General features: G+C 62.6%; 22 protein-coding genes. 10 read left to right on the top strand and 12 right to left on the bottom strand.

The window, feature by feature from the left end; all coding sequences use genetic code 11:
• Positions 1-41: 41 nt before the first annotated feature.
• On the bottom strand, positions 42-1565 hold the full coding sequence (locus KXR72_RS10290) for a fumarate hydratase (protein WP_437421011.1): 1524 nt from the start codon (positions 1563-1565) through the stop codon (positions 42-44).
• A gap of 340 nt (positions 1566-1905) precedes the next feature.
• On the opposite strand from KXR72_RS10290, the gene KXR72_RS10285 reads away from it, so the two are divergent.
• Positions 1906-3036 carry a diguanylate cyclase domain-containing protein gene (locus KXR72_RS10285; protein ID WP_437421010.1) on the top strand — a complete coding sequence of 377 codons (1131 nt, stop codon included), beginning with the start codon at positions 1906-1908 and terminating at the stop codon, positions 3034-3036.
• Entirely contained in the window at positions 3029-3973 is a 945-nt protein-coding gene (locus KXR72_RS10280) for an iron-sulfur-binding ferredoxin reductase (RefSeq protein ID WP_437421009.1), read from the top strand. Before KXR72_RS10285 ends, KXR72_RS10280 begins: the two co-directional genes overlap by 8 nt.
• 21 nt (positions 3974-3994) lie before the next feature.
• On the opposite strand, the gene pyk is transcribed toward KXR72_RS10280, so the two are convergent.
• Positions 3995-5446 carry a pyruvate kinase gene (gene pyk / locus KXR72_RS10275; protein WP_437421008.1) on the bottom strand — a complete coding sequence of 484 codons (1452 nt, stop codon included), beginning with the start codon at positions 5444-5446 and terminating at the stop codon, positions 3995-3997.
• Between the two features lie 175 nt (positions 5447-5621).
• Here pyk and KXR72_RS10270 point away from each other — a divergent pair, with 175 nt between their 5' ends.
• The 3 genes from KXR72_RS10270 to KXR72_RS10260 are packed head-to-tail and all read left to right on the top strand — an operon-like array spanning position 5622 to position 6944.
• Positions 5622-5999, top strand: coding sequence for a tetratricopeptide repeat protein (locus KXR72_RS10270; RefSeq protein WP_437421007.1), 378 nt, complete (start codon positions 5622-5624; stop codon positions 5997-5999).
• 36 nt (positions 6000-6035) lie between these two features.
• Positions 6036-6464: a DUF4124 domain-containing protein gene (locus KXR72_RS10265; protein WP_437421006.1), complete on the top strand. Its 429-nt coding sequence runs from the start codon at positions 6036-6038 to the stop codon at positions 6462-6464.
• 48 nt (positions 6465-6512) lie between these two features.
• Entirely contained in the window at positions 6513-6944 is a 432-nt protein-coding gene (locus KXR72_RS10260) for a PilZ domain-containing protein (protein ID WP_437421005.1), read from the top strand.
• A 4-nt stretch (positions 6945-6948) separates the two neighbouring features.
• On the opposite strand, the gene KXR72_RS10255 is transcribed toward KXR72_RS10260, so the two are convergent.
• The 6 genes from KXR72_RS10255 to KXR72_RS10230 are packed head-to-tail and all read right to left on the bottom strand — an operon-like array spanning position 6949 to position 13748.
• On the bottom strand, positions 6949-8277 hold the full coding sequence (locus tag KXR72_RS10255; RefSeq protein ID WP_437421004.1) for a DUF58 domain-containing protein: 1329 nt from the start codon (positions 8275-8277) through the stop codon (positions 6949-6951).
• A 25-nt stretch (positions 8278-8302) separates the two neighbouring features.
• On the bottom strand, positions 8303-9307 hold the full coding sequence (locus KXR72_RS10250) for an AAA family ATPase (RefSeq protein ID WP_437421003.1): 1005 nt from the start codon (positions 9305-9307) through the stop codon (positions 8303-8305).
• Positions 9304-10467, bottom strand: coding sequence for a DUF4350 domain-containing protein (locus KXR72_RS10245; RefSeq protein WP_437421002.1), 1164 nt, complete (start codon positions 10465-10467; stop codon positions 9304-9306). The genes KXR72_RS10250 and KXR72_RS10245 overlap by 4 nt, the downstream gene beginning before the upstream one ends.
• The gene (locus tag KXR72_RS10240; protein WP_437421001.1) at positions 10464-12029 is read right to left on the bottom strand and encodes a DUF4129 domain-containing protein; all 1566 of its coding nucleotides are present in this window, start codon (positions 12027-12029) and stop codon (positions 10464-10466) included. The genes KXR72_RS10245 and KXR72_RS10240 overlap by 4 nt, the downstream gene beginning before the upstream one ends.
• Positions 12016-12999: a stage II sporulation protein M gene (locus tag KXR72_RS10235; RefSeq protein ID WP_437421000.1), complete on the bottom strand. Its 984-nt coding sequence runs from the start codon at positions 12997-12999 to the stop codon at positions 12016-12018. Before KXR72_RS10235 ends, KXR72_RS10240 begins: the two co-directional genes overlap by 14 nt.
• Positions 12996-13748, bottom strand: coding sequence for an RDD family protein (locus KXR72_RS10230; RefSeq protein WP_437420999.1), 753 nt, complete (start codon positions 13746-13748; stop codon positions 12996-12998). Before KXR72_RS10230 ends, KXR72_RS10235 begins: the two co-directional genes overlap by 4 nt.
• A gap of 170 nt (positions 13749-13918) precedes the next feature.
• Here KXR72_RS10230 and sbcB point away from each other — a divergent pair, with 170 nt between their 5' ends.
• The gene (sbcB, locus tag KXR72_RS10225) at positions 13919-15355 is read left to right on the top strand and encodes an exodeoxyribonuclease I (protein WP_437420998.1); all 1437 of its coding nucleotides are present in this window, start codon (positions 13919-13921) and stop codon (positions 15353-15355) included.
• A gap of 54 nt (positions 15356-15409) precedes the next feature.
• On the opposite strand, the gene mvaT is transcribed toward sbcB, so the two are convergent.
• A complete protein-coding gene (mvaT, locus tag KXR72_RS10220; RefSeq protein WP_437420997.1) occupies positions 15410-15787 on the bottom strand; it encodes a histone-like nucleoid-structuring protein MvaT in 378 nt (125 codons plus the stop codon).
• A 373-nt stretch (positions 15788-16160) separates the two neighbouring features.
• Here mvaT and purU point away from each other — a divergent pair, with 373 nt between their 5' ends.
• Genes purU through KXR72_RS10205 form a run of 3 tightly spaced genes read left to right on the top strand, consistent with a single transcriptional unit; the run spans position 16161 to position 18747 of the window.
• A complete protein-coding gene (gene purU / locus KXR72_RS10215; RefSeq protein WP_437420996.1) occupies positions 16161-17012 on the top strand; it encodes a formyltetrahydrofolate deformylase in 852 nt (283 codons plus the stop codon).
• Between the two features lie 18 nt (positions 17013-17030).
• Positions 17031-17285, top strand: coding sequence for a hypothetical protein (locus tag KXR72_RS10210; protein ID WP_437420995.1), 255 nt, complete (start codon positions 17031-17033; stop codon positions 17283-17285).
• A complete protein-coding gene (locus tag KXR72_RS10205; RefSeq protein ID WP_437420994.1) occupies positions 17275-18747 on the top strand; it encodes a helicase HerA-like domain-containing protein in 1473 nt (490 codons plus the stop codon). Before KXR72_RS10210 ends, KXR72_RS10205 begins: the two co-directional genes overlap by 11 nt.
• Before the next feature lie 49 nt (positions 18748-18796).
• Here the strand turns inward: KXR72_RS10205 and KXR72_RS10200 are convergent, their stop codons facing one another.
• The 3 genes from KXR72_RS10200 to yaaA all read right to left on the bottom strand — a co-directional run bounded on the left by KXR72_RS10200 (position 18797) and on the right by yaaA (position 22091).
• On the bottom strand, positions 18797-19012 hold the full coding sequence (locus KXR72_RS10200; RefSeq protein WP_437420993.1) for a hypothetical protein: 216 nt from the start codon (positions 19010-19012) through the stop codon (positions 18797-18799).
• 270 nt (positions 19013-19282) lie between these two features.
• Positions 19283-20725 carry a mannose-1-phosphate guanylyltransferase/mannose-6-phosphate isomerase gene (locus KXR72_RS10195; protein ID WP_437420992.1) on the bottom strand — a complete coding sequence of 481 codons (1443 nt, stop codon included), beginning with the start codon at positions 20723-20725 and terminating at the stop codon, positions 19283-19285.
• Positions 20726-21314: 589 nt separating this feature from the next.
• A complete protein-coding gene (gene yaaA / locus KXR72_RS10190) occupies positions 21315-22091 on the bottom strand; it encodes a peroxide stress protein YaaA (protein ID WP_437420991.1) in 777 nt (258 codons plus the stop codon).
• Positions 22092-22226: 135 nt separating this feature from the next.
• Here yaaA and dmeF point away from each other — a divergent pair, with 135 nt between their 5' ends.
• A complete protein-coding gene (gene dmeF, locus KXR72_RS10185) occupies positions 22227-23213 on the top strand; it encodes a CDF family Co(II)/Ni(II) efflux transporter DmeF (protein ID WP_437420990.1) in 987 nt (328 codons plus the stop codon).
• Positions 23214-23374 lie beyond the last annotated feature (161 nt).

Below are 23374 nucleotides of genomic sequence, written 5' to 3'. Positions count from 1 at the left end.
TGGCCGGGCTTTCTTTTGCGCTACCGTTTTGCAACGTGCGTTTACTGCACTTCGACGGCCAAGCTCTCAGCGATCTTCTTCTGCCAGATCTGAGGGCCGGTGGTATGCACCGATTCGCCCTGCGTGTCGACCGCTACGGTCACCGGCATATCCTTCACGTCGAACTCGTAAATGGCTTCCATACCGAGCTCCGGGAATGCGATGGTCTTCGAAGCCTTGATCGCCTGGGCAACCAGGTAAGCGGCACCGCCGACGGCCATTAGGTAAACGGCCTTGTTGTCCTTGATCGCCTCGATGGCGATCGGGCCGCGCTCGGACTTGCCGATCATGCCCAGCAGGCCCGTACTTTCCAGGATCTGGCGGGTGAACTTGTCCATGCGGGTAGCGGTGGTGGGGCCGGCCGGGCCGACCACCTCATCGCCGACCGGATCGACCGGGCCGACGTAATAGATGAAGCGGCCCTTGAGGTCCACCGGCAGCGCTTCACCCTTGTTCAGCATGTCGACGATGCGCTTGTGAGCAGCATCGCGGCCGGTCAGCATCTTGCCGTTCAACAGGAGGGTTTCGCCCGGCTTCCAGCTCTGGACTTCTTCTGGGGTGACTGTGTCGAGGTTGACGCGGCGCGCGCTTGGGCCAGCTTCCCAGACGATTTCCGGGTAGGCATCCAGCGGTGGCGCCTCGAGGCTGGCGGGGCCGGTGCCGTCGAGCACGAAGTGCGCGTGGCGGGTCGCGGCGCAGTTGGGGATCATGCACACCGGCAGCGAGGCGGCGTGGGTCGGGTAATCCATGATCTTCACGTCGAGCACGGTGGTCAGGCCGCCCAGGCCCTGGGCGCCGATGCCCAGCTGGTTGACCTTCTCGAACAGCTCCAAGCGCATTTCCTCGATGCGGTTCTGCGGGCCGCGCGCCTTCAGTTCATGGATGTCGATCGGGTCCATCAGGACTTCCTTCGCCATCACCGCTGCCTTCTCGGCGGTGCCGCCGATGCCGATGCCGAGCATGCCCGGCGGGCACCAGCCAGCGCCCATGGTCGGCACGGTCTTCAGCACCCAGTCGACGATGGAGTCGGACGGGTTGAGCATGGCCATCTTGGACTTGTTCTCGGAGCCGCCGCCCTTTGCCGCGACGTCCACCTCGACCTTGTCACCCGGAACGATGGAGTAATGGATGACGGCGGGGGTGTTGTCCTTGGTGTTCTTGCGGGAACCTGCCGGGTCGGCCAGGATCGAAGCACGCAGCACGTTCTCAGGCAGGTTGTAGGCGCGACGCACGCCTTCGTTGATCATGTCGTCCAGGCTCATGGTGGCGCCATCCCAGCGCACGTCCATGCCCACGCGAACGAAAACAGTAACGATGCCGGTGTCCTGACAGATCGGGCGATGACCGGTGGCGCACATGCGCGAGTTGATCAGGATCTGCGCCATGGAGTCGCGGGCAGCCGGGGATTCTTCCCGCAGGTAGGCCTCGTGCATCGCCTGGATGAAATCCACGGGGTGGTAGTAAGAAATGAACTGCAAAGCGTCAGCGACGCTTTGAATCAGGTCGTCTTGCTTGATCACGGTCATGCAGCGCGTCCTCTTGGCGGGGCGGAGACAGGCATGTCGAAACAATCAACCGACACGCTCAGGTAAAAAAATGCGCGGCAGTATAACCTGCTGCTGCGCAGGGTAGACAGACGGACCAAAGGTGAAGGGATGCACGAGGCAGGAAGCTGGTGGCGGGCTGCGATGGCCGCCGCAATGGTAAGGCGGCAGTGCCTGACGCAGGCGCGCAAGGCAGGTGGGGCGCCGCTGACCATTCAAACGCTGCCGCTTGTCGAGATCGGCGGCGATCACGGTCAGTTCGATAGGTTTTTTTCGATGCCGAGCGTAAAGTGTGTCGGATTGCCACTATGGGAAGGACTCCATGCGCGCGATTCCTGAAGACTCCGAACAGCAAGCGCTTCAGCTGCTGGTGCTCAAGCGTTTCGGCATGGCGGCCGGCACCTATGCGCTGGCCTTGCTGCTGACCTGGATCACGGTTTTCGGTGGTTATTACCAGGCGCCAAAGGACACGGCGATCGTCGGCTCGCTGATGATTCTCGTCAGCCAACTGGTGTTCTTCTGGATTTTTTACCGTGGCCATAACCTGCGTTTTCGCGATCCCAGCCTGACCGAGCCACAGGTGCTGGTCGGCCTCGCCTGGCTGACATTTTTTCTGCACAACCTTGGCAGCCAGCGCGGTTCGCTCATGGTGCTCTACGTGCTGGTGCTGATGTTCGCGGTATTTCTGCCGCCGAAAGTGTTCGCGCGTTATGCGGTTCTGGCCTTTTGCAGCTTCGTTGGCGTGTCGCTCGGTGACCTCTCATTCGAAGGCGGCGACGAGCCGCAAGTGGTGGTGTTGCAGGCGTCCGTTCTGCTCGTGACGCTGGTTTGGATGTGCCTGTTCGTCAGCTATGTCTACAAGCTGCGTCAACGGATGCGCCAGCGGCGCTACGCCTTGCAGGCGCACCAGGAAACCCTGCGCGGGATGATGCGCCAGTTGGAAGACCTGGCGTCGACGGATGAACTGACCGGCCTCTACAACCGGCGTCATTTCATCACCAAGGCCGAGGCGGAGCTCAAGCGCCTGCGCCCTGGGCATCAGTCCGGTCTCGCGCTGATCGACCTGGACCACTTCAAGCGCATCAATGACCTCTACGGTCATGCAACCGGCGACCGGGTCTTGCAAACGTTCGCCTCGGTGGCGCGCTCGTGTTTGCGGGACGACGATGTGCTGGCGCGCTATGGCGGCGAAGAGTTCGTTCTGCTGCTGCCGGGTACCGATGCCGAGCGCTTCCACGCCTGTTGCGAGCGTCTGCGTGAGGCCTTCGCCAACGCACAGCCGCTCGACGTGGAGCTGCAGGCCGGGCAGTTGAGCTTGTCGGTCGGGTTGACGCTGCTCAGCGCCGGCGACAGCCTCGACGAGTCGCTGCAGCGGGCCGACGACGCGCTTTATCGCGCCAAGCACAACGGCCGCAACCGCTGCGAGGCCAGTTGGGCGACGGTCGATGCCTGACCTGATCTGCCACGGCCGCCGCTGGACGGTGCCTGAGGGCAGCAACCTGCTCGATGCGTTGAACACAGCGGGATTCGGTGTGCCGTTCAGCTGTCGGGCGGGCAGTTGCCAGGCTTGCCTGGTCCGTTGCCTCGATGGGGAACCATTGGATTCGCGGCCCGAGGCGCTGTCGGCGGTGCGCCGCGCGCAGGGCTGGCGGCTGGCTTGCCAGTGTCGAGTCATCTCCGACCTTCAGGTCGCGACGTTCGACCCGGCCCGCGAAGGGATTCCAGCCGAGGTGCGGTCGCTGGAATGGCTGGCAGGGCAGGTGTTGCGCGTGCAGCTCATGCCCGAGCGGCCGATTCGTTATCGCGCCGGACAGCATCTGCTGTTGTGGAACGCAGCCGGGGTGGCGCGGCCCTATTCGCTGGCCAGCCTGCCAGGAGAGGACACTTGGCTGGAGGTCCACATCGACTGCGCGCACCCCGGCGCGTTCGTCGATTCAGCCCGTGGGCTGGTCGTCGGCGCCCGGTTACTACTGGGGCAGCTGCATGAGGGCGGGTTGCGCTACGAGCCGGACTGGCAGGCGCGCCCGCTGCTTTTGCTAGCGTCCGGTACAGGCCTGGCGCCACTCTGGGCCTTGTTGCGCGAAGCCTTGCGGCAGGGGCACGAAGGGCCGATCCGGCTGGTTCATGTCTCGTCCGGCGACTGCTACCTTCGCGGCCCGTTGGAGGCCCTGGCGGCCGAGCACGGCCATCTCGATATCGATCTGGTAAACGGGCGGGAGAGCATGGAAGTGTGGCTGCGCAGCCTGCGTATTCGCTCACGTCGGGACGTGGCGCTGGTCTGCGGCGGGGAGGGCTTCGTCGAGGCGACGACGCGGCGGTTGTACCTGGCGGGCCTGCCGAGAGGTCAGATCCTGAGCGACACCTTCGTCAGCCGCCGGCACGGCGACTGACGAACGGGGCACGCTTCAGACTCAGGTCAGCGAGTCGCCAACCCGCAGGATCTTCATGGTGTTGGTGCCGCCGGTGCCGTGGTAGGTGTCGCCCTTGGTCAGGATCACCCAGTCGCCGATGCTGACGATGTTGCGTTGCAGCAGTTCGTCGACGGCCGCCTGGCTGACCTTGTCTGCCGGCAGCGCGGCCGGGTCGAAGGGGATGGTCTGCACGCCTCGGAACATGGCGACGCGCGCCTGGGTTTCGCGATGCGGCGAGAACGCGAAAATCGGCACCGAGGAGCGAATGCGCGACATGATCAGCGGGGTGTAGCCACTTTCGGTCAGGCTGATGATCGCCTTGACGCCCGGGAAGTGGTTGGCGGTGTACATCGCTGCCAGCGCAGTGCTCTCATCGCTGCGCTCGAAGCGCTGGCCGAGTCGGTGGCCGGATTTGATGCTCGTCGGGTGTTTCTCGGCGCCGCAGCACACGCGTGCCATCGCCTTGATCGCTTCGACCGGGTACTCGCCGGCGGCGCTTTCAGCCGACAGCATCACCGCGTCGGTGTAGTCGAGCACCGCGTTGGCTACATCGGAGACCTCGGCGCGCGTCGGCATGGGGTTTTGGATCATCGACTCCATCATCTGCGTTGCGGTGATCACCACCTTGTTGTTGCGACGCGCGTGCAGAATGATCTTCTTCTGGATACCTACCAGCTCCGCGTCACCGATCTCGACGCCCAGATCACCGCGCGCGACCATTACGCCATCACTGGCGCGGATTAGCCCATCCAGGGCTTCGTCGTCGGCGACCGCCTCGGCGCGTTCGATCTTGGCGATCAGCCAGGCGTTGGAGCCAGCTTCGTCGCGTAGCCGACGGGCCAGCTCCATGTCGGCCGCATCGCGCGGAAAGGAGACGGCCAGGTAATCCAGGTTCATGTCCGCGGCGAGCTTGATGTCGGCCTTGTCCTTGGCGGTCAATGCGGGGGCCGTCAGGCCGCCCCCGCGGCGGTTGATACCCTTGTTGTCCGACAGCGGGCCGCCGATCAGCACGGTGCAATGCAGTTCGTCGGCGGTGGCGTTGTCCACGCGCATGACCACGCGGCCATCGTCGAGCAGCAGTTCGTCACCGATGCTGCAATCTTTGACCAAGTCGGGGTAGTCGATGCCGACGATTTCTTGGGTGCCGGCGTCGCGCGGGTGGGTGACCGAGAAACGAAAACTGTCCCCTTCGGCCAACTCGATGCGCTTATTTGTGAATTTGGCGATGCGGATCTTCGGGCCCTGCAGATCGCCCAGCAGTGCGACGAAGCGCCCGTGCTTGGCGGCGATGTCCCGTACCAGTTGCGCTCGGGCGCGGTGCTCGTCGGGACCGCCGTGGGAGAAGTTCAGCCGGGCAACGTCGAGCCCGGCAAGGATCATCTTTTCCAGCACTTCCGGCGAGCTACTGGCCGGGCCCAGGGTGGCGACGATTTTGGTACGGCGCGAGATCATGCAAAGGCTCCTGTTCGAGAATGGGCCGGAGGCTACTATGCCGGGCGGCTGTAGTCATCGTCGGCCTTCACTACTCTTTGCCCGCTGCGCATCGGTGAAACTGGCCAGCCAGGCGCTCAGCGGCGTTGGAGTTTTCCAACTGCCGGTCGATACACGGCCATCGGAGGATCTACCCATGCGCACTCTTTTCATACTCGTTCTCGCCACCCTGAGCGTCGGTTGCAGCAGCCGAAGTGCGCTCGATCGGCATCTCGACAGCGCCTACAAGCAATACGAGCTCGGCAACTGCGACCAGGTCATGCTCGAACTGTCCCAGGCCGAACGGCGCAGCCGTCCGCGGGACAATCTGCAGCCGGAAATATCGCTCTTGCGCGGCCAGTGCCTGGAGCGCCAGGGACTGTTCGTCGATGCGGTGGAGACCTATCGCTTCATCAGTTCGCGTTACCCGGCGAGCGAATATGCCTTTCGGGGGCGCGCCAGGCTGGAGACGTTGCGCCAGTTGGGGCACTATCAGCCCGAGGAGCGAGTGGTCACCACCGCCGTGAAACCCTGAAGCGGATCGGCCGTACGGCCGGTCGGGAAGGAACCCATGCACCGATTGCTGATCCTGTTCGCGGGACTGTCGTTTTCATCGTTATCCAGCGCTGAGATCTATCGCTGGGTCGACCCGCAGGGAAACGTGCATTTCGAGTCCCGGCCTCGCCCGGGCGCCGAGCAGGTCGAAGTACGTCCCCAGGTCATCGAGCGCGATGACGCGACCCGCGAGCGCGAGGCCCGCACCGAGCGTTTTTTCGATGCCAGACGGGAGGAACAGGCCGCGGCCGAGCGCCAGGCGGGAGAACAGCAGCGCAAGCGCCGTCAGGCGTGTGATCGGTTGCGTCACGAGCTGGCGCAGCTGAGTCACGGCGGGCGCTACTTCCGCCTCGATGCAAAGGGTGAGCGTGTCTACTACAGTGAGGATGAGGTAGGGGCGGCACGGCGGCAGTTGGCCAGTCGTATAAGTCAGAACTGCGGCTGAGTGGCCGGAACGGCGGCAGCGTACACACTTGGTGGCAGGCCCGGAACGATGAACATGCTCAACCAGCGCAGCATCCAGCGACACCAGTTGCCCTATTACCTGAACGTTTTCAATCGCTACACGGACAAGCCGCTGGGCTTCATCGGCAACCTGTCCGAAGGCGGCCTGATGCTCATCAGCCCCTATCCAATGATGACCGATGTACGGTTCGACATGCGCCTGAAGATCCCAGGCCAGCACGGCCAGCTGCGCTGCGTCGATTTCAGCGCGACTTGCATGTGGTCGCGCGAAGACGTCACCCCCGGGAGTTTCGACTCGGGCTTTGCGCTGATCTCGCCGCCAGCGGAGATCCGCGACATGATCGATGCGCTGCATCACTACTTCAGCTTTCGCCCGATCCAACACATTCCACCAGCGCGCCTGCCGCGTAGCGAGCCGCCGGCCAGCCGGGTCGATCAGGATCGCTGCCACGGAACCTGACGGCCTAGAGCACCCCGCCTTTTTTCCAGGCCAGATAGCGGCTGATCAGCGCTGGCCCAAGCTCCTGCGGGCGGGCGTCGAGCACCGGCACGCCTTGCCCGGCCAATCGCTCATGCAGACGGTTGCGAGCCGCCAGGTATTCCATCGCACCGCAGTAGTCCAACGCGTCGTTGAAGCCGGCCACTGGTTGTTGACGCAGATCGTCCAGTACTTGCTCGCGCAGGCTCACCACCAGGACTCGGTGGCGCCTTGAAAGCTGGCGAACGGCGGCCAGCAGGCTGTCATCGTCCTCGTCGCGCAGATTGCTGATCATCACGACCAGCGCACGGCGTTTCTGCCGGCTCAGCACATCGGCCGCGGCCTGCTCGTAGTCCGCCGGTAACTGGCTGTTTTCCAGATCGTAAACACCGTTGAGTAAGGCATTCAGCTGCGCTTGCCCATTGGCCGGGGCGATGTGGCGCTGTCGTGGAGCGGCAAAAGTATGGCAACCGATGGCGTCGCCCTGCCGCAGCGCGACGTAGCTGAGCAGCAGGGCGGCGTTCAGAGCATGGTCGAAGTGCGACAGGACGTCGTCCTGGCTGCGCATGCGGCGGCCGCAATCGAGCAGCAGCAGGATCTGCTGGTCGCGTTCGTCTTGGTACTCGCGCGCGATAGGGATGCGTTTGCGCGCCGTGGCCTTCCAGTCGATCTGCCGTGTGGTGTCGCCTTCGCGAAACTCGCGCAACTGGTGGAAATCCATGCCCAGCCCTCGGCGCTGTCGCTGGCGCACGCCCAGCCGGCTCAGCCAGCTGTCGACAGCCATTAACGGCGCCCCGTGAAGGCGTGTGAAATCGGGGTAGACACGCGCCTGCGAAGGCAGCGGCACGTGGCGGCGCTGGCGCCAGAGCCGCCATCCGCTGTCGAGGCGTATTTCGCAGCGGTCAAACGGATGCTGGCCTCGGCGTTCAGGACAGACCTGGTAGACCATTCGTGCGTGCTGCCCCGGCTGCAGCACGAGGCGCTGTGGCAGTGCCTGGGTGCGAAAGGTGGCCGGCGGATGGTCGAATACGTCCAGCCTCAGCAGATGCTCGCCCCCACCGAGAAGCAGTTCTACGTCGTGCCAGCGGCCTAGCGCCAGGTTGGTTGGAAGGGCGCGTTGAACCTCGGGCGATGGCAGCCGGCGCAGGGCTCGCCAATCAAAGGCGGCAACCAGTGCCAGGCATAGCAGCAGACCCCACCAGGCAGCGTTGACTGCGCGGGGCAGCGTGTAGCCGAGGGCGTTCGGCACGCCGATCACAACGCCGAGTGCCAATAAGAACGCAACCGCCCGAAGCAAATGTCTGGAGGGGGTCATCGTGGCGTCTGAATGGGTGAGGTGTTCACAGGCGGGGCGCCGCGATCTGGTCAAGCAACTGCAGCAGGACCTGATCCACCGAGGTGCCCTCGATCTCCAGTTCTGGCGATAGCCTGACGCGATGCCTCAGCACGGCCAGGGCGCACCCCTTGATGTCATCGGGGATGACGAAGTCACCGCCGCGCAGCAGCGCACGTGCTCGTCCGCAGCGGACCAGAGCAATGGAAGCGCGTGGTCCAGCGCCAAGCGACAGGCCTGGCCAGTCGCGCGTAGCCCTGGCGAGGCGCACGGCGTAGTCGAGTACTTGATCATCGATTGGCAGGTCACTGGCGATCTTCTGGAGCGCCTGTACGTCTTTTGCCTGGAGCATGACCCGCAAGCCGCTGACTTCGATGATGTCGGCGCGCGCCGAGCGAGTCGCCTGGCGGACCAGTTGCTGTTCTTCGTCGGCGTGCGGGTAGTCCATGCGCAGCATCAGCATGAAGCGGTCCAGCTCAGCCTCCGGTAGGGGGTAGGTGCCTTCCTGCTCGATCGGGTTCTGCGTCGCCATGACGAGAAAAGGTTGCGGTGCCGCCAGCGCGCGCCCTTCGAGCGTCACCTGACGCTCCTGCATCACTTCGAGCAGCGCGGCCTGGGTTTTTGCAGGGGCGCGGTTGATTTCATCGGCCAGCAACAGGTTGGTGAATACCGGCCCTTTACGCAGCTTGAACTGCTCGGTCGCCAAGTCGTAGACCGCATGCCCGGTGATGTCGCTGGGCATCAGATCCGGCGTGAACTGTATGCGCGCGAAATCGCCCCCGAAGCAGCGCGCCAGCGCCCGAACCAGCAGGGTCTTGCCCAGCCCCGGCACGCCTTCGACAAGCACGTGGCCGGCTGCGACGAGTGCGGTCAGGACGCCGTCGACGACCTCGTGCTGTCCAATAACGGCCTTGTGGAGTTCCTGGCGCAGCGCTTGTACCAGTTGGCTGGCACGCTCTCGCTGACTGCTCGGATTGAGGGAGGCTTGTGGTTCGCCTGTGGCTTCGCTCATAGGGAGTTCCTGATGCGTTGCAGGTACGCGACCTGACGGGTGAATTCAGCGGCGCTGACTGCTTTGGCGGGGCGGGTCAGGGCCTGCTCGATAAGGTGGTCGGGCAGTTGGGTGAGCGACGCCAGACGGCGGCACTGTTCGTCGTGCGGCAGATGCTCGAAGTTAGGATGGCCCGCGCGGATCAGTCGGCGGATGTCGCTTTGCAGCGTGTCGAGCAGGTGGCGCTGGCCGGCGCGACGGTAAAGGAAATCTGCGCCGGCACGCAGATGTTCGTGAAGGCGCCGCCGGCTGCGTTCGTGCGTTTCGATCAACGGGCCGTGACGCTGGCCGACATGCCAGGCACCCAACAGGATCAACAGCAGTAATGCCGCCAGCACCTCGGGAAAATGGCGGAGCAACTGCTGAACGAGGCCGTCGTGCTGCGTGTCGTAGGCGAGCTGGACGTCGCGGTTCTGGGTCAGATACCAGAGCAGCCAGGCGTGGTCGTAGCGGCCGATGTTCGCGTTTTGCCAGAGCCAGGCGTCGGTGAGCGCGGTGACCAGCCCCTGGCCATGAGCCAACTGCAGCATGTGCGTCGCATCATCGCTGTTGGCCCAGGCGTGGGCACGATGACCGGCATCGTACAGGTGGAAGCGAGTATCGAAGGCGAGGAAGGCGGGTGCGTCCTCGTTTTCCAGAAACAGGCGAGTCAGCCGTGGCTGTTGTGGGTGTTCTTCGGTGGCGGTGCCGCCCTCGGCAGGCTCGGTCGACGCCTCGTGCTGCTGCAGTTCCAGCGCATCGAGCAGGAGGTCGCCGCTGCGTTCGGTCGTTTCCTCCCAGAGCTGCTCGGCGACGAAGATCAGATGCCCGCCTTGCTCGACCCATGCAAGCAGGCGCCTGGTCTGTGCGGGTGTCATCTTGCTGCGGTCGCCAAGCAGGAGCAGCACTTGGCCGGCCGGCGGCTGCTCGGTCAAACCATCGAGGCCAACGGAGCGCGCGACGGGACGGCCCTGACTCTCGAGGAACAGGCGGGCTGCCAGATAGGGGTCGGCCGCCGCTTCGGGTGCAGGCCCGTGCTCGACCACTTCCTCATACGGGGTGGCTTTGCTCACCAGATAGGCCAGTCCTGCGCCGATCAGCAGGGCCGCCGCAATTATGACCAGTACCGTGCGCCGGCTCATGGCGTGGCTCCCTGAAACAACTCTCGCCAGCGCTGGCAAAGCTGAGCGGCGGTTTCGTCTGGGGGCAGGCGGTGGCCGTAGGCAATGCCGAGCCAATGCCCGGTCACGGTTTCGACGTAATGCTGAAGTGCCGGCGGTTCATGGCGCGTCAGCGTCAACACCTCACCCTCCGTGTGCGCCGCCAGTAGCGGGATTCGATGGTGATGCAACAGGCGGCTGAGCAGTGCGCGATAGAGCAGCCCTAGCGCTTCGCGCGGATGTTCGTTCCAGAGCCGTTCCACGGCATCAGGGACGTCGTCGGGCAGGCGCTCGGGCGCGAGGTCTAGGCCGAATAACTGCGGCGGATGCATTCGATGCGGCTTGGCAGGGCGCGGCAGGCGCCGGACGTGCAGGGCGATCCAGCTACGGTAACGCCAGAGCACGAAAGCAATCAGCGCGAACAGTGCGCACCACAGCAAGGCCTCGATGACCAATGCGAGGCTGTCGAAGCCAGCGCCTGGACCATCGGTCCGTAGCAGAGACTCAATCAGCCGTTGCAGCCAGTCGGGCGCCTGCTCCGTGTCGTCTTCGCCGAAACGCCAGCGGGTCACCGTTTCGCGGTTACGAAAGGGTGGTTGGTCCAGCAATGCTGTGATCTGCTGACGTGCCGCCTGGCTTGTCAGCGGTTGCTTGAGCAAGCGGTCGTCCTCGGGGCTGGCTTCGGGCAACGACTGCTGCACGGCGGTACGTGGGGCCGGCGCGGCATCAGCGTGGGCCGGTTCGGCGGGAATCAGCAGCGCCAGGCTGAAACCGATCACCAGCAGTGCAGCGATTGGCTGCAGGCGCTCGCGCAGACGTCGGAAGCTCAACTCGATGTCCCAGGCCTCGAGCACGGTGCGTCGGTTGAGGTAAAGGCTAAAGCCGCAGGCGATGTAGATCGGTTCCCAGACGATGAGCACCAGCGCATAGAGCAGGTTGGACAGATGCTCGGCCCACAGCCATTCGTCGCTCAGGCCGATCAGGTCCTGCCAGTTCCAGTCGGCCAGCACCTGTGCCGGAATCAACAGGTAGAGCAGCGCCAGCAGGCCCAGCCACAGCGCGCCTTCCAGATGCATGCCGACGAGCGTCAACCCGCTTGCGGTGCCGCTGTTACGCTGCCCGAGCACGGCCAGCCGTCGCGCACGCACGGTACCGGACAGGCCTTCGAGCTGGATCACCGGCAGGTCGAAGCTGCGCGTCAGGCTGAAGCGCCGCCAGATGAGGCTGGAAAACCATTGCGGCCGCAGCAGGCCCGGCAATGCCTTGGCACATTGGCGCAAGGTCGGTGTGTCGCCGAACAACGAGCTGGACAGGATGAATAGCGGTAGGCGCTCGAACAGCGGCTTGAGCCACCAGAACAGCAGCAGCGAGAGCGACGGATGTTGCCAGAGTACGAGGCTTAAGAGGGCGAACACCGGCAGGGTGAGTAGCGCCCAACTGAGTACCAGTAACCCTAGCTGGCGACGCGCCATGAGGACGCCGAGGTCGAGCGCCTCCCAGGCGCTGCGTGGGCGGACTGCCAGGTTGATATCACTCAGGCGCATGTCGCGTCCTGCCGCTCAAGATCAGATAGAAACCAACCGCTAGCCAGAGCAGCGCTCCAACAGCGTATTTGACGGCAGGGCTGGCGAAGGTCATCGACGACCAATAGGCCTCGATGAAGGCCGCGATTAGGAGGAAGAGCGTCGCACCGGCGATCATCCGGACGGCCCGGTTCGCCGCTTGCCGCAGCGCTTCGGCGCGACGCAGGCGGCCCGGTGCGATCAGCGCGGCGCCTAATCTCAGGCCCGCTGCGCCGGCGAGCGTGATAGCGGTCAACTCGAAGGCGCCATGGCCGATGACGAATGACCAGAACGGTTGGTGATAGCCGATTCCGGTGAGATGGCCGGCGACCGCGCCGATCACCAGGCCGTTGAAAATAAGGTAGAACAGGCTGCCCAGGCCGAACAGCAGGCCGCCAGCAAAGGTCTGGAACGCGATGCCGATGTTGTTCATCACGTAATAGCCGAACATTACCCAGTCATCGCCGGAACTGCGCTCGCCGAAACGACCGAGGCGACTGGCGTCCGGGTCGTACATTGCCTCCATTTCACGGACTTGGTCGGGGCTGATCAGGCTGTAGACGAGGTCAGGGAAGGCCAGCACCAGCGTGCCCATCCCGAACAGGCAGAGATAGAACGCCAGGCTGGCCGTCAGAACATATCGCCACTCGCTACGTACCAGCCTGCCGAAGCCGCCCAACACAAAGCCCAGCAGCCGACCAGCCAGCGGGCTGCGATGTCGGTAAAGCTGCTGATGCCCACGTTGCGCCAGCTGCTGCAGGTATTCCATGGCATGCGGGCTGTAACCGCGTGCCTGGGCCAGCGCCAAGTGCTGGCAGATGCGTCGATAGGCGGCAGGAAAACCGGCGAGGCCGTTGGCCTGCCGGGCTTTGCCGTGTTCCAGCGCGCGCAGGCTGTCATCGAACGCCTGCCATTCGCGCTGATGCTGCTGTTCGAACAGGCTCTGTTTCATGGCTGCCCCATCAGGCCGCGCGCAATGCCGTTGATCCGGGCCTCGGCCTGGTCAGGCCGTACAGCGAGCGGTTCGGCAATCAGGCCAGCCAGCTCCTGGCGTCGCTCAGCGGACAGGCTGCCCTGCCGTTCGGCGAAGCCGACCAAGGCCTGCTGCTCCGCCTGGCTCAGCGGGAACGGGGCAGTGCAGCTCGTTGCTTCTGGTAGCTGCGGGCGTTCAAGTGGGCGTTCGCTATAGACAACCAAGGTGCCGGCCGCCAGGTCGCCCAGGCGCTTGAAGGCGGGGTGCCACAGGCACGACAGCGCGCCGAGGAAATAGCCGAAAGGCAGCAGATCGACAAAGCGCAGCAAGTTGCGTGTCAGGGACGATGCCCAGCCGACCGGGGTACCGTCATCATGTATTACCCGCAGCCCAAGCCAGCGCTTGCCCGGCGTTCGACCCTGGTAGAGCACTTCGAACAGGACCATGTACCACCACTGCACGAGAAACAGCAGCAGGGCGCCGACGCCCAGGCCGAACTTGCCAAGCGCCCCGAGCCCTAATCCCATGATCAGCACGATCACCGCACGGATCACCAGATCCACGGCGAACGCAAGTGCGCGCGGGACCAGCCCCGCGGGCCGAAGCAGCAGGTCGACGCCCTCCGGGGTTTCGACCCGGAAGCGGTTGTCCAGCAGTGGCTGGGAGTCGGTGGCGACCTGCACTAAAGGTACTCGCGAGCGGTGTGGCGCAGATGCTATGCGGTGCATGAGGGGTTGAGCAACGTTCCAGATGCAATCGCGGGCCTGCGGGGGTAGATGAGGGCGAAACTTGTGAAGCGCGCCCGTCCCGGATGGATTCACAAGCAGGTGGCGGCGCTGGAACCCCTGTCAGGAGTCGGGCGCGCTAGACTGGGCCCCCGTTCGACAAGGAGTCTTTCGTGACGCCGAGCATTTTTTGGTACGACTTCGAAACCACCGGCATTTCACCGCGTTGCGATCGCCCGCTGCAGGTCGCCGGGATACGCACCAACGAGGCGCTCGAGGAAGTCGGTGAGCCGCTGAATCTGTACTGTCGGCTCAGTGACGACATACTGCCTCACCCCGCGGCCTGCCAGGTCACCGGCATTACGCCGAAAATCCTGGAAGAGAAGGGGCTGGCGGAAGCGGAGTTCATCGAGCGCCTGCATGCCCAACTGGCCCGCCCTGGAACCTGCGGCGCGGGCTACAACACGCTGCGCTTCGATGACGAGGTGCTGCGCTACAGCCTGTATCGCAACTTTCACGATCCTTATGCTCGCGAATGGCAGGGCGGCAATAGCCGTTGGGACCTGATCGACCTAGTGCGCACCGCGTATGCGCTGCGCCCAGAAGGTTTGCATTGGCCTGAAGAGGAGGGCCGGGTCACGCTGAAACTGGAGCGGCTGAGCGAGGCTAACGGGCTCGAACATCTTCAAGCACACGACGCGCTGTCCGATGTGCGCGCCACTATCGGTCTGGCCCGATTGATTCGTGACCGCCAACCGCGCCTCTACGAATACCTTTACCGCCTGCGTCGCAAGACAGCCGTGGTAGACCAGGTGCGGCTGCTCGAGCCGATGGTCCACGTCTCGGGGCGTTTTTCCGCCGCCCGGCATTATCTGTCGGTCGTGCTTCCTATGGCCTGGCATCCACGCAATCGCAACGCCTTGATCGTCTGCGATCTGAATTCGGAGTGCGGCCCATTATGGGAAGAAAGCGGAGACGCGCTGCGTGAGCGGCTTTATACGCGACGTGCTGACCTGGGTTCCGAGCACCCTGTGCCATTGAAGCTGCTGCACGTCAATCGCTGTCCGGTTATCGCGCCCATGAGCGTATTGCGGCCATCGGATATCGAACGGCTCGGTATCGAATTGTCATGTTGTGAAGAGCGGGCCGAAGAACTCCGCCGTCGGCAGGTCGACTGGCTGCCAAAACTCGCCGACATTTATCGGGATGACCCGTTCGATGGACTGGATGATCCGGAGCAACAACTTTATGACGGATTTATCGGTGATCGAGACAAGGGCCTGTGCGAGCAGGTTAGAACGTTGGCCGAGCATTGTTCGTCCTCGTTGCCGTTCGACGATCCGCGTTTGCCGGAACTGCACTTTCGCTACCGGGCTCGCAACTTTCCGAACAGCCTTTCCAGCGAAGAAGCTCGTCGCTGGGCGGACTTCTGTCGCCACCGGTTGACCCTACCGGAGTTCGGGGCGCCCAATACGCTGGCGCAATTCGAGCGGAACCTGAGAGAGGCGCTTGGGGCGGTAACGAGCGATCAAGCGAAAGTGCTGGAACAATGGGCCGTACATGCCCAACAGTTGCGGCAGCGATTCGGTTTGCCGTTGAACGATGCTTGAAATAAAAAAGCCATCCGACTTGCATCGGATGGCTTTTGGGTGAGGCTGGGTTCGTTAACCGAGCAGCGTTGCCCAGCTTTCGACCTCATCGGAGCCCCACTGGGCTTTCCATTCTTTAAGCGTCTTGTGATTGCCGCCTTTGGTTTCAATCACTTCGCCATTGTGCGGATTCTTGTATTGCTTGACGCGGCGAGCGCGCTTGGCCGCTGCCGGCGCTTTGGCCGCGCGGGAGGGCTTGTTGTTGCGGGCATCTGGATCCAGCAGCGCAATGATGTCGCGAAGAGACTTCTGGTACTCGCCCATCAGTTCACGCAGCTTGCCCTCGAACTCGAGTTCTTTTTTAAGTTTTTCGTCTGCGGAGAGCGATTTCAGGCGTTCCTGAAGTTCCTTGATGGCTTCTTCAGTGGCGCGGTATTCATTGATCAGCGACATGTCACTTCCTTGGAATAGGTTGGAACGCAAGTGTTGGCAATGATAGACAGGCATCCGGTACAAGTAAATATAGTTTGCCTGGAGAATTTGTTTCTGGTTTAAAACCCGGCGTGGACGTTTTCGAAAGTTTGCACGCTGTGCCAATCCCAGTTCCGGCTGTTTAATATTTTCGATTTTGAGAGGAATCGCCGGGCCTGAAGTTCGCAGCGAGCGTTTCGCACCGCCTCGATTCCCCCATTGTTCTTGTGGTCGAGCGATTGGAGCGCGATGCCCTTGGGTGCGGCCGATCCATGGAGTGGCTGAATAATATGGTGGCGCTTTTCCGCGCTGCGTTAGAATGCGGCCTCTTTTTTACAGGTCGGAGTTTCCGTTAATGCGCACTTTCAGGCTGGTTATCGCCTGCCCCGATGGCGTTGGCATTGTGGCCAAGGTCAGTAACTTTTTGGCGACCTATAACGGCTGGATCACCGAAGCCAACCACCACTCCGACCACCAAAGCGGTTGGTTTTTCATGCGCCATGAAATTCGCGCGGATTCGCTGCCATTTGATCTCGACGGTTTTCGCCAGGCGTTCTCACCCATCGCCCGTGAGTTTTCCATGGAATGGCGCATTACCGATTCCGAGCAGCGCAAGCGTGTCGTGTTAATGGCCAGCCGCGAGTCGCATTGCCTGGCGGACCTGCTCCATCGTTGGCATAGCGGCGAGCTGGACTGTGACATCCCTTGCGTCATTTCCAACCATGACGACCTGCGAAGCATGGTCGAGTGGCATGGCATCCCCTATTTCCACGTGCCGGTCGAGCCGGGGCGCAAGCAGGAGGCGTTCGCGGAAGTCACGCGCCTGGTTCGTGAACAACGGGCCGACGTCATCGTGCTTGCCCGTTACATGCAAATCCTCCCCGCCGAGCTTTGCGGCGAGTTCGCGCAGCGGGTGATCAACATCCACCACAGTTTTCTGCCGTCCTTCGTCGGGGCGAAGCCTTATCACCAAGCGTCGTTGCGAGGCGTCAAGCTGATCGGCGCGACCTGCCACTACGTCACCGAGGAGCTGGACGCCGGCCCGATCATCGAGCAGGACGTAGTGCGTGTCAGCCACCGCGACAGCATCGAAGACATGGTGCGTCTGGGCAAGGACGTGGAAAAAATGGTGCTGTCGCGGGGTTTGCGCTATCACCTTGAAGAGCGCGTGCTGGTGCACAGCAACAAAACCATGGTGTTCAACTGATAACGACCGGAGCCGGAGATGAGCGATCCACTGGACAAGGCCTCGGCCGTCGCGCCGCCGATCATCGGCAGCGGCTGCACGCAGCGCTACGATCCGAATGCTATGGACGGGGCTACCGGCACCACCTTTCCTGACGCTCGCCAGCTCTGGCAGCGCATGCATGGTGGCCGCCCGGCTGGCGATGCTAATGCACACGAGGGGCGGCCTGAGTCGCCTTGCGGGGTTGGCGAAACGCATTCCGCAGTTCGCTCGGAGGTAACCGATGGAAGGTAAAGACACGCTGGTACTTGGGGCGGATATGAGGGGCGATGCCGTCGGCCACCCGCTCCGCCTCGCCAATCGCCATGGATTGATTGCCGGCGCAACAGGCACGGGCAAGACCGTCACCCTGCAGCGCCTGGCCGAAGCGTTCAGTGACGCCGGCGTCGCAGTCTTCGCTGCCGACATCAAGGGAGACCTGTGCGGGCTGGCCGCGGCCGGTGTGCCGCAGGGCAAGATCGCCGAGCGCATCGCCAGCATGCCGTGGCTGAACCATCGCCCCCAGGCTTATCCCGTTACGCTCTGGGACATCGAGGGCGCTGCCGGCCATCCGCTGCGCACTACGCTGACCGAGATGGGGCCGCTGTTGTTGGGCAACCTGCTCGAACTGACCGATAGCCAGCAGGCCGCGTTGTATGCCGCGTTCAAGGTGGCCGATCGCGAAGCGTTGCTGTTGCTCGATCTGAAAGATTTGAAGGCGTTGCTCAACCATTTGCGGTCACACCCCGAATGGCTCGGCGATGATGCCGCTCTACTCAATGCCGGCTCGGTGCAGGCACTGCTCCGGCGCCTTGCAACGCTCGAGCAGCAGGGCGCCGAAGCGCTCTTCGGCGAGCCGGCACTGGAGCTGGGCGACATCCTGCGCCCCGATGCTGACGGGCGAGGGCGCATCCATCTGCTCGACGCCACCCGCCTTGTCCACGATTCGCCCAAGGTCTACGCCACTTTCCTGCTATGGCTGCTAGCCGAGTTGTTCGAGCAGCTGCCGGAGCGAGGGGACGCGGATCGGCCGCTGTTGGCGCTGTTCTTCGACGAGGCGCATCTGCTGTTCAATGACACGCCGAAAGCGCTTCAGGAGCGGCTCATTCAGGTCGTAAGGCTGATCCGTTCCAAAGGGGTTGGTGTGTACTTCGTCACCCAGTCACCGTCCGATTTGCCTGATGAGGTATTGGCGCAGCTCGGTTTGCGCGTCCAGCATGGCCTGCGTGCCTACACCGTGCGCGAGCAGAAGGCGCTGCGTGCTGTGGCGGATGGGTTTCGGGCAAACCCGGCATTTTCTTCACTCGATGTACTGGTCGACCTGGGGATTGGCGAGGCGCTGCTCGGTGGTCTGGAGAGCAACGGGACGCCGGCGATGGTCGAGCGTGTGGCGATTGCTCCGCCGCAATCGCGCGTAGGGCCGCTCAGTGATCAGGAGCGCAAGGCCATCATCTTGGCTTCGCCGTTGCGAGCACGTTATGAAAAGGCCGTCGACCGCGAGTCGGCGTATGAAATCCTTACGGAGCGCGCAGCCCAGGCGGCACGTGAAGGCGAGGCGACAAGTACGAAAACGCAGACCGCAAGCAGCAAGGCTGGCGATGCGCTAGGTGACCTGGCCGGGCGGGTGCTCAAGAGTGCCGTCCAGCAGGCAGCCAACCAATTCGGGCGGCAACTGGTCAGAGGGCTAATGGGCTCATTGCTCGGAAAGCGGCGCTGATCTGATTAGATATGTCTGTCCGGCACAAGATGTATGCCGGGCCATTGCATTAAGGCTTTTCGGCATCCGCGATTGGCGCCGCCAACTCTTTTTCCATCTTTTCCAACTCTTGCTGGAACACCTGGTCCTGTACGGTGGGTTTTTTGCGCCAGCGTTTGCGCTCCGGCTCGGGTTGTGCGGCATAGGTGGTAATTTCGCCACCGTAAATCGCCTGGAAGCGAGTGGCCTGACGTTCGAGTTCTGCGCGAAGTTCGTCTTTCGTCACGTAACGATATTTCCTTTGTAACCATCAATTGGATAGGCGGCGTTTGCCGACAACAGTCGCCTCGTTATTTAAGGGATGGGCGACTTTATTTCAAGTTGGTAATGCGCAGAATCCCTATCGCAAGTGGTGAGACCGCTTCGGCAGTCGTTTTACAAACGTGCTTGCCTGGCATGCCAGGTTTAGGCGGGGCGATGACTTTGCTCGCCTGGATTTAAGCATGGCGCATAAAAAACGCGCCGGTGCGGCGCGTTTTTTCGAGCGGTAAAGTGATTAGCGAGCGGATTGCTTTTCTGATTCCGGAGCGCGTCCGTAAACGTCGTCGAGTCGCTCGATGTCATCCTCGCCGAGGTAGCTGCCGGACTGCACTTCGATGATTTCCAGCGGAATCTTGCCGGGATTAGCCAGGCGGTGGATGGACGTGATTGGAATGTAAGTCGATTGGTTCTCGGTCAGTAGGAACGTTTTGTCGTTACAAGTGACCTGCGCGGTACCCGAGACCACGATCCAGTGTTCCGCACGGTGGTGGTGCATCTGCAAGGACAGCTGTGCGCCTGGATTGACGCAGATGCGCTTGACCTGGAAGCGACCGCCCATGTCGACCGAGTCGTACCAGCCCCACGGGCGATAGACGGCGCAGTGGTTTTGAGTTTCGGAGCGCTTCATGGCGTCGAGCTTGTTCACCAGCTTCTTGACGTCCTGAACCTTATCTTTATGCGCGATCATGGTCGCGTCCTTGGTCTCGACGACGACGATATTGTCCAGGCCGACCACGGTGACGAGCTTGCCATTGCCATGGACCAGGCAGTTGCGGCTGTCTTCGACGATGACGTCGCCGCGGGTCACGTTGCCGTTTTCGTCTTTCTCCAGCACATCCCAGAGCGAGGACCAGGAACCCACATCGCTCCAGCCTGCAGACATCGGGACGACGCAGGCCAGGTCGGTTTTCTCCATCACGGCGTAGTCAATGGAGTTGTCTGGGCAGCAGGCGAAGGTGGCCGGATCGATCAGTACTTCCTGGCCATTCTTGGCGCTGCGCTCCAGCGCAACCCAGCAGGTATCGTAGATGTCCGGGTCGTGCTTCTTCAGTTCATCGAGGAAGACGCTGGCACGGAACAGGAACATGCCGCTGTTCCAGAAGTAATTGCCTGAATCGACGTACTCCTGGGCGCGCACCTCGTCGGGCTTCTCCACGAACTGGGCGACGCGGCTGACGCCTTCCGGTAGCCCGTTGCGTTCCGCCGTGTCGCACTTGATGTAGCCATAGCCGGTTTCCGGGCTGGTCGCAGGTATGCCGAACAGCACCATGCCGCCGTTCTCGGCGGCATTGGTCGCCAATGCCAGCGAACGCTGGAAGGCTTTGTGATCTTCGATGACATGATCTGCCGGCAGCACCAGCAGTAATTCGTCGCGCCCATCGGCAAGTAGTTTCATGGCCGCCATAGCGATGGCCGGCGCGGTGTTGCGGCCAAAGGGCTCGAGCATGAGGCCTTGGGTCTCGAGTTTGCGAGCGGCCAGTTGCTCCTTGACGATGAACCGGTGTTCCTTGTTGCAGACCAGCAGCGGCGGCTGCATGCCCTCGAAGGCAAGGCGTTCGATGGTTTGCTGGAAAAGGGTCTGCTCGGCGGTAAGCGCGAGGAATTGCTTGGGGAACGCCTTGCGCGAAAGGGGCCAGAGCCGTGAGCCGCTACCGCCTGAAAGAATGACCGGAATCATGTCGTATCTCCTGAATCGTTTGAGAAGGGTAAGTTCTTCTTGTCCATTACAGCGCCCCATCGAAGGGCTACCGGATGCGTCTTGGTCGGGCCTTCAGGTGCCGCGCGCCATCGATTTGCTTTCCCTTGAACGGAAAACACCTTCGGTGCGAACTGCTTGCTCCGAGCCTGAATGTCTGGATGCCTTGCGCCTCACCGCCGTGCTCGGCAGGTTGACGTCGAGGTGAATGGCGCGGCCCGGTGTGATCGCTGCGCATCTGGCGCCGCAACACCCCTGGGCGATGGTTTGGGTCGATATCCTGCTGCGTTCGATTCGGGTGGCCAGAGACCGTGCTACCCGGACGGGATGGCTGTCTGGCCGGTGTTTCCGATCCCTTGGCATGCTCATGAGCGACGTCCCTTTGCGTCCGCAATGTCGATACGCGCTTATGAACCCGAAGGCGGTGGGATAGTTCCCTAGAGGCTTACCGCTGATCGGCAAGATGAATGGGGACGGGAAACGGGTCACTCAAATGAAGGTGGCCGGGCTGCAGGTGGGGAGGACGGAGAGATTGCCCGCGCCGGGCGGCGCGAGCAGGCGGGTACGACGATCAGGCCGGAGCGTCTCGCAGGAACACAAGGTGGTCCGCTCGGGATTGCTCGGGGCTGTAGCGATAACCGTCATAGTCGAACGCGAGCAATTGGTCCGGGCGTTCGATGCGCTCCTTGATCACGAAGCGCGTCATGAGTCCGCGTGCTTTCTTCGCATAAAACGAGATGATCTTGTACTGGCCGTTCTTCAGGTCCTTGAAATCGACGTCGATCACGCGCGCCGACAAGGCACTGCGCTTCACCGCTCCGAAATACTCGTTCGACGCCAGGTTCAGCAGCACATCGTCACCTTGTTCGAGCAGGGCCTGGTTGAGCCATTCGCTGATACGCTCGCCCCAAAAGGCGTAGAGGTCCTTGCCACGAGGATTGGCCAGCTTCGTGCCCATCTCGAGCCGGTAAGGCTGCATGAGATCAAGCGGGCGCAGCACACCATAGAGCCCGGAGAGCATCCGCAGGTGCTTCTGTGCGAAGTCGAAGTCCACTTCGCTGAAGTCGTTAGCGTTGAGGCCGGTGTAGACGTCGCCCTTGAAGGCGAGCAGGGCCTGCTTGGCGTTGTCCTGCGTGAACGAGGGCGTCCAGCTGCCGTAGCGTGCGACGTTGAGCGCGGCAAGCTTGTCGGACAGGTGCATCAGTTCGCCGATCTGGGCAGGCGTCATGTCGCGAAGCTGCTCGATGAGAACCTGAGCATCGTCGAGATGCTCGGGCTGGGTAAAGCGGTGGGTGGTGGGCGGGGTGTCGTAATTCAGGGTCTTGGCCGGCGAAATCACCATCAGCATGCGTCGGTCTCCTTGCAAGAGCGACGATTCTAGGCGCTATGACCTCTACGGCTCCAGCTATGGTGTCGATTGAGCCAGGGTTGACGGCTGCCCTGGTACAACGCGCAAGCTAGATGCAACTAAACGGAGTGCTTCATGACTGATTGTGACCATTCGAGCTGGGCACCTTCCCATCATTACCGGCCGCTGGAGCGCCGGGCGGAACGGCGTACTTGGGCGGTGGTTGCGCTGACCGGTGTGACCATGGTGGCAGAGATCGTTGCGGGCTACCTGTTCAACTCCATGGCGCTGTTGGCCGATGGCTGGCACATGGCATCTCACATGGTCGCCATTGGCATGGCGGCATTCGCTTATGCGCTCGCGCGGCGCTATGCCAGCGATCGACGATTTGCTTTTGGAACATGGAAGATCGAGGTGCTTGCCGGGTTCTCCAGTGCCGTGCTGCTGGTGTTGGTGGCGCTGATGATGATCGGCGAGTCGGTGTCGCGACTATGGGCGCCAGCGACAATTGGTTTCGATGAAGCCTTGTGGGTCGCGGCGTTAGGTCTACTGGTCAACCTGGCCTCGGCCTGGTTGCTCCGGGACGAACACGGACATGATCATGGACACGCTGCGCATGATCACCACGACCACGACCACGACCACGACCACGACTCGGGTTCAGCCCATGGGCGGGATCTCAACCGTCACGCAGCCTTCATCCATGTTCTGACCGACGCTTTTACGTCCGTCGCAGCGATCGCCGCCCTGCTTGGCGGCAAGTATCTGGGCTGGGGCTGGCTGGACCCGCTGATGGGCATCATCGGCGCACTGGTGATTCTGGTGTGGGCCAAGGGCCTGTTGCGTGATACCGCCAAAGCGTTGCTGGACCGGGAGATGGACGATCCGATCGTCGAGCGCGTTCGTCAGCGTCTCGAGGCCGTTCACGACACGGAGGTGACCGATCTACACCTATGGAGGGTAGGGCGGGCGCAGTACAGCTGCATTGTCAGCGTGGTGACTCACGAGCCGCACGCGCCGGACCATTACAAGGCAGTGCTGGCAGGTATGCCGGAGTTGGTACACGTGACCGCCGAGGTGAATCGGTGCGAAAAGGCGCACCGGGTTGATCCGTCAGCCTAGTCGGCTGCCAAGTGGTCGCCAAGGCCTATTCGTCGCGCTGTAAAAAAAATCTCATCTGGCTGAAAAAGACTTTTTCCTGTCATCTGTTTTGCGGTATTACCGAATCAAGACCGCCGGAACCTGCACCTCAGGTGGCGGCCTCTGGGTGGCCCCAATCCGCT

The organism is Stutzerimonas chloritidismutans (genome assembly GCF_051486945.1).
Taxonomy (GTDB): Bacteria; Pseudomonadota; Gammaproteobacteria; order Pseudomonadales; family Pseudomonadaceae; genus Stutzerimonas; species Stutzerimonas chloritidismutans_B.
Note: the sequence above shows the minus strand (reverse complement) of the source record. Positions and strands in the feature narration are given on the sequence as shown.

Bases quoted from the DNA above. Each gene is read 5' to 3' on its own strand.
- KXR72_RS10290 (WP_437421011.1), bottom strand. From the start codon at position 1,565: ATGACCGTGATCAAGCAAGACGACCTGATTCAAAGCGTCGCTGACGCT.
- KXR72_RS10285 (WP_437421010.1), top strand. From the start codon at position 1,906: ATGCGCGCGATTCCTGAAGACTCCGAACAGCAAGCGCTTCAGCTGCTG.
- KXR72_RS10280 (WP_437421009.1), top strand. From the start codon at position 3,029: ATGCCTGACCTGATCTGCCACGGCCGCCGCTGGACGGTGCCTGAGGGC.
- pyk (WP_437421008.1), bottom strand. From the start codon at position 5,446: ATGATCTCGCGCCGTACCAAAATCGTCGCCACCCTGGGCCCGGCCAGT.
- KXR72_RS10270 (WP_437421007.1), top strand. From the start codon at position 5,622: ATGCGCACTCTTTTCATACTCGTTCTCGCCACCCTGAGCGTCGGTTGC.
- KXR72_RS10265 (WP_437421006.1), top strand. From the start codon at position 6,036: ATGCACCGATTGCTGATCCTGTTCGCGGGACTGTCGTTTTCATCGTTA.
- KXR72_RS10260 (WP_437421005.1), top strand. From the start codon at position 6,513: ATGAACATGCTCAACCAGCGCAGCATCCAGCGACACCAGTTGCCCTAT.
- KXR72_RS10255 (WP_437421004.1), bottom strand. From the start codon at position 8,277: ATGACCCCCTCCAGACATTTGCTTCGGGCGGTTGCGTTCTTATTGGCA.
- KXR72_RS10250 (WP_437421003.1), bottom strand. From the start codon at position 9,307: ATGAGCGAAGCCACAGGCGAACCACAAGCCTCCCTCAATCCGAGCAGT.
- KXR72_RS10245 (WP_437421002.1), bottom strand. From the start codon at position 10,467: ATGAGCCGGCGCACGGTACTGGTCATAATTGCGGCGGCCCTGCTGATC.
- KXR72_RS10240 (WP_437421001.1), bottom strand. From the start codon at position 12,029: ATGCGCCTGAGTGATATCAACCTGGCAGTCCGCCCACGCAGCGCCTGG.
- KXR72_RS10235 (WP_437421000.1), bottom strand. From the start codon at position 12,999: ATGAAACAGAGCCTGTTCGAACAGCAGCATCAGCGCGAATGGCAGGCG.
- KXR72_RS10230 (WP_437420999.1), bottom strand. From the start codon at position 13,748: ATGCACCGCATAGCATCTGCGCCACACCGCTCGCGAGTACCTTTAGTG.
- mvaT (WP_437420997.1), bottom strand. From the start codon at position 15,787: ATGTCGCTGATCAATGAATACCGCGCCACTGAAGAAGCCATCAAGGAA.
- purU (WP_437420996.1), top strand. From the start codon at position 16,161: ATGCGCACTTTCAGGCTGGTTATCGCCTGCCCCGATGGCGTTGGCATT.
- KXR72_RS10210 (WP_437420995.1), top strand. From the start codon at position 17,031: ATGAGCGATCCACTGGACAAGGCCTCGGCCGTCGCGCCGCCGATCATC.
- KXR72_RS10205 (WP_437420994.1), top strand. From the start codon at position 17,275: ATGGAAGGTAAAGACACGCTGGTACTTGGGGCGGATATGAGGGGCGAT.
- KXR72_RS10195 (WP_437420992.1), bottom strand. From the start codon at position 20,725: ATGATTCCGGTCATTCTTTCAGGCGGTAGCGGCTCACGGCTCTGGCCC.
- yaaA (WP_437420991.1), bottom strand. From the start codon at position 22,091: ATGCTGATGGTGATTTCGCCGGCCAAGACCCTGAATTACGACACCCCG.
- dmeF (WP_437420990.1), top strand. From the start codon at position 22,227: ATGACTGATTGTGACCATTCGAGCTGGGCACCTTCCCATCATTACCGG.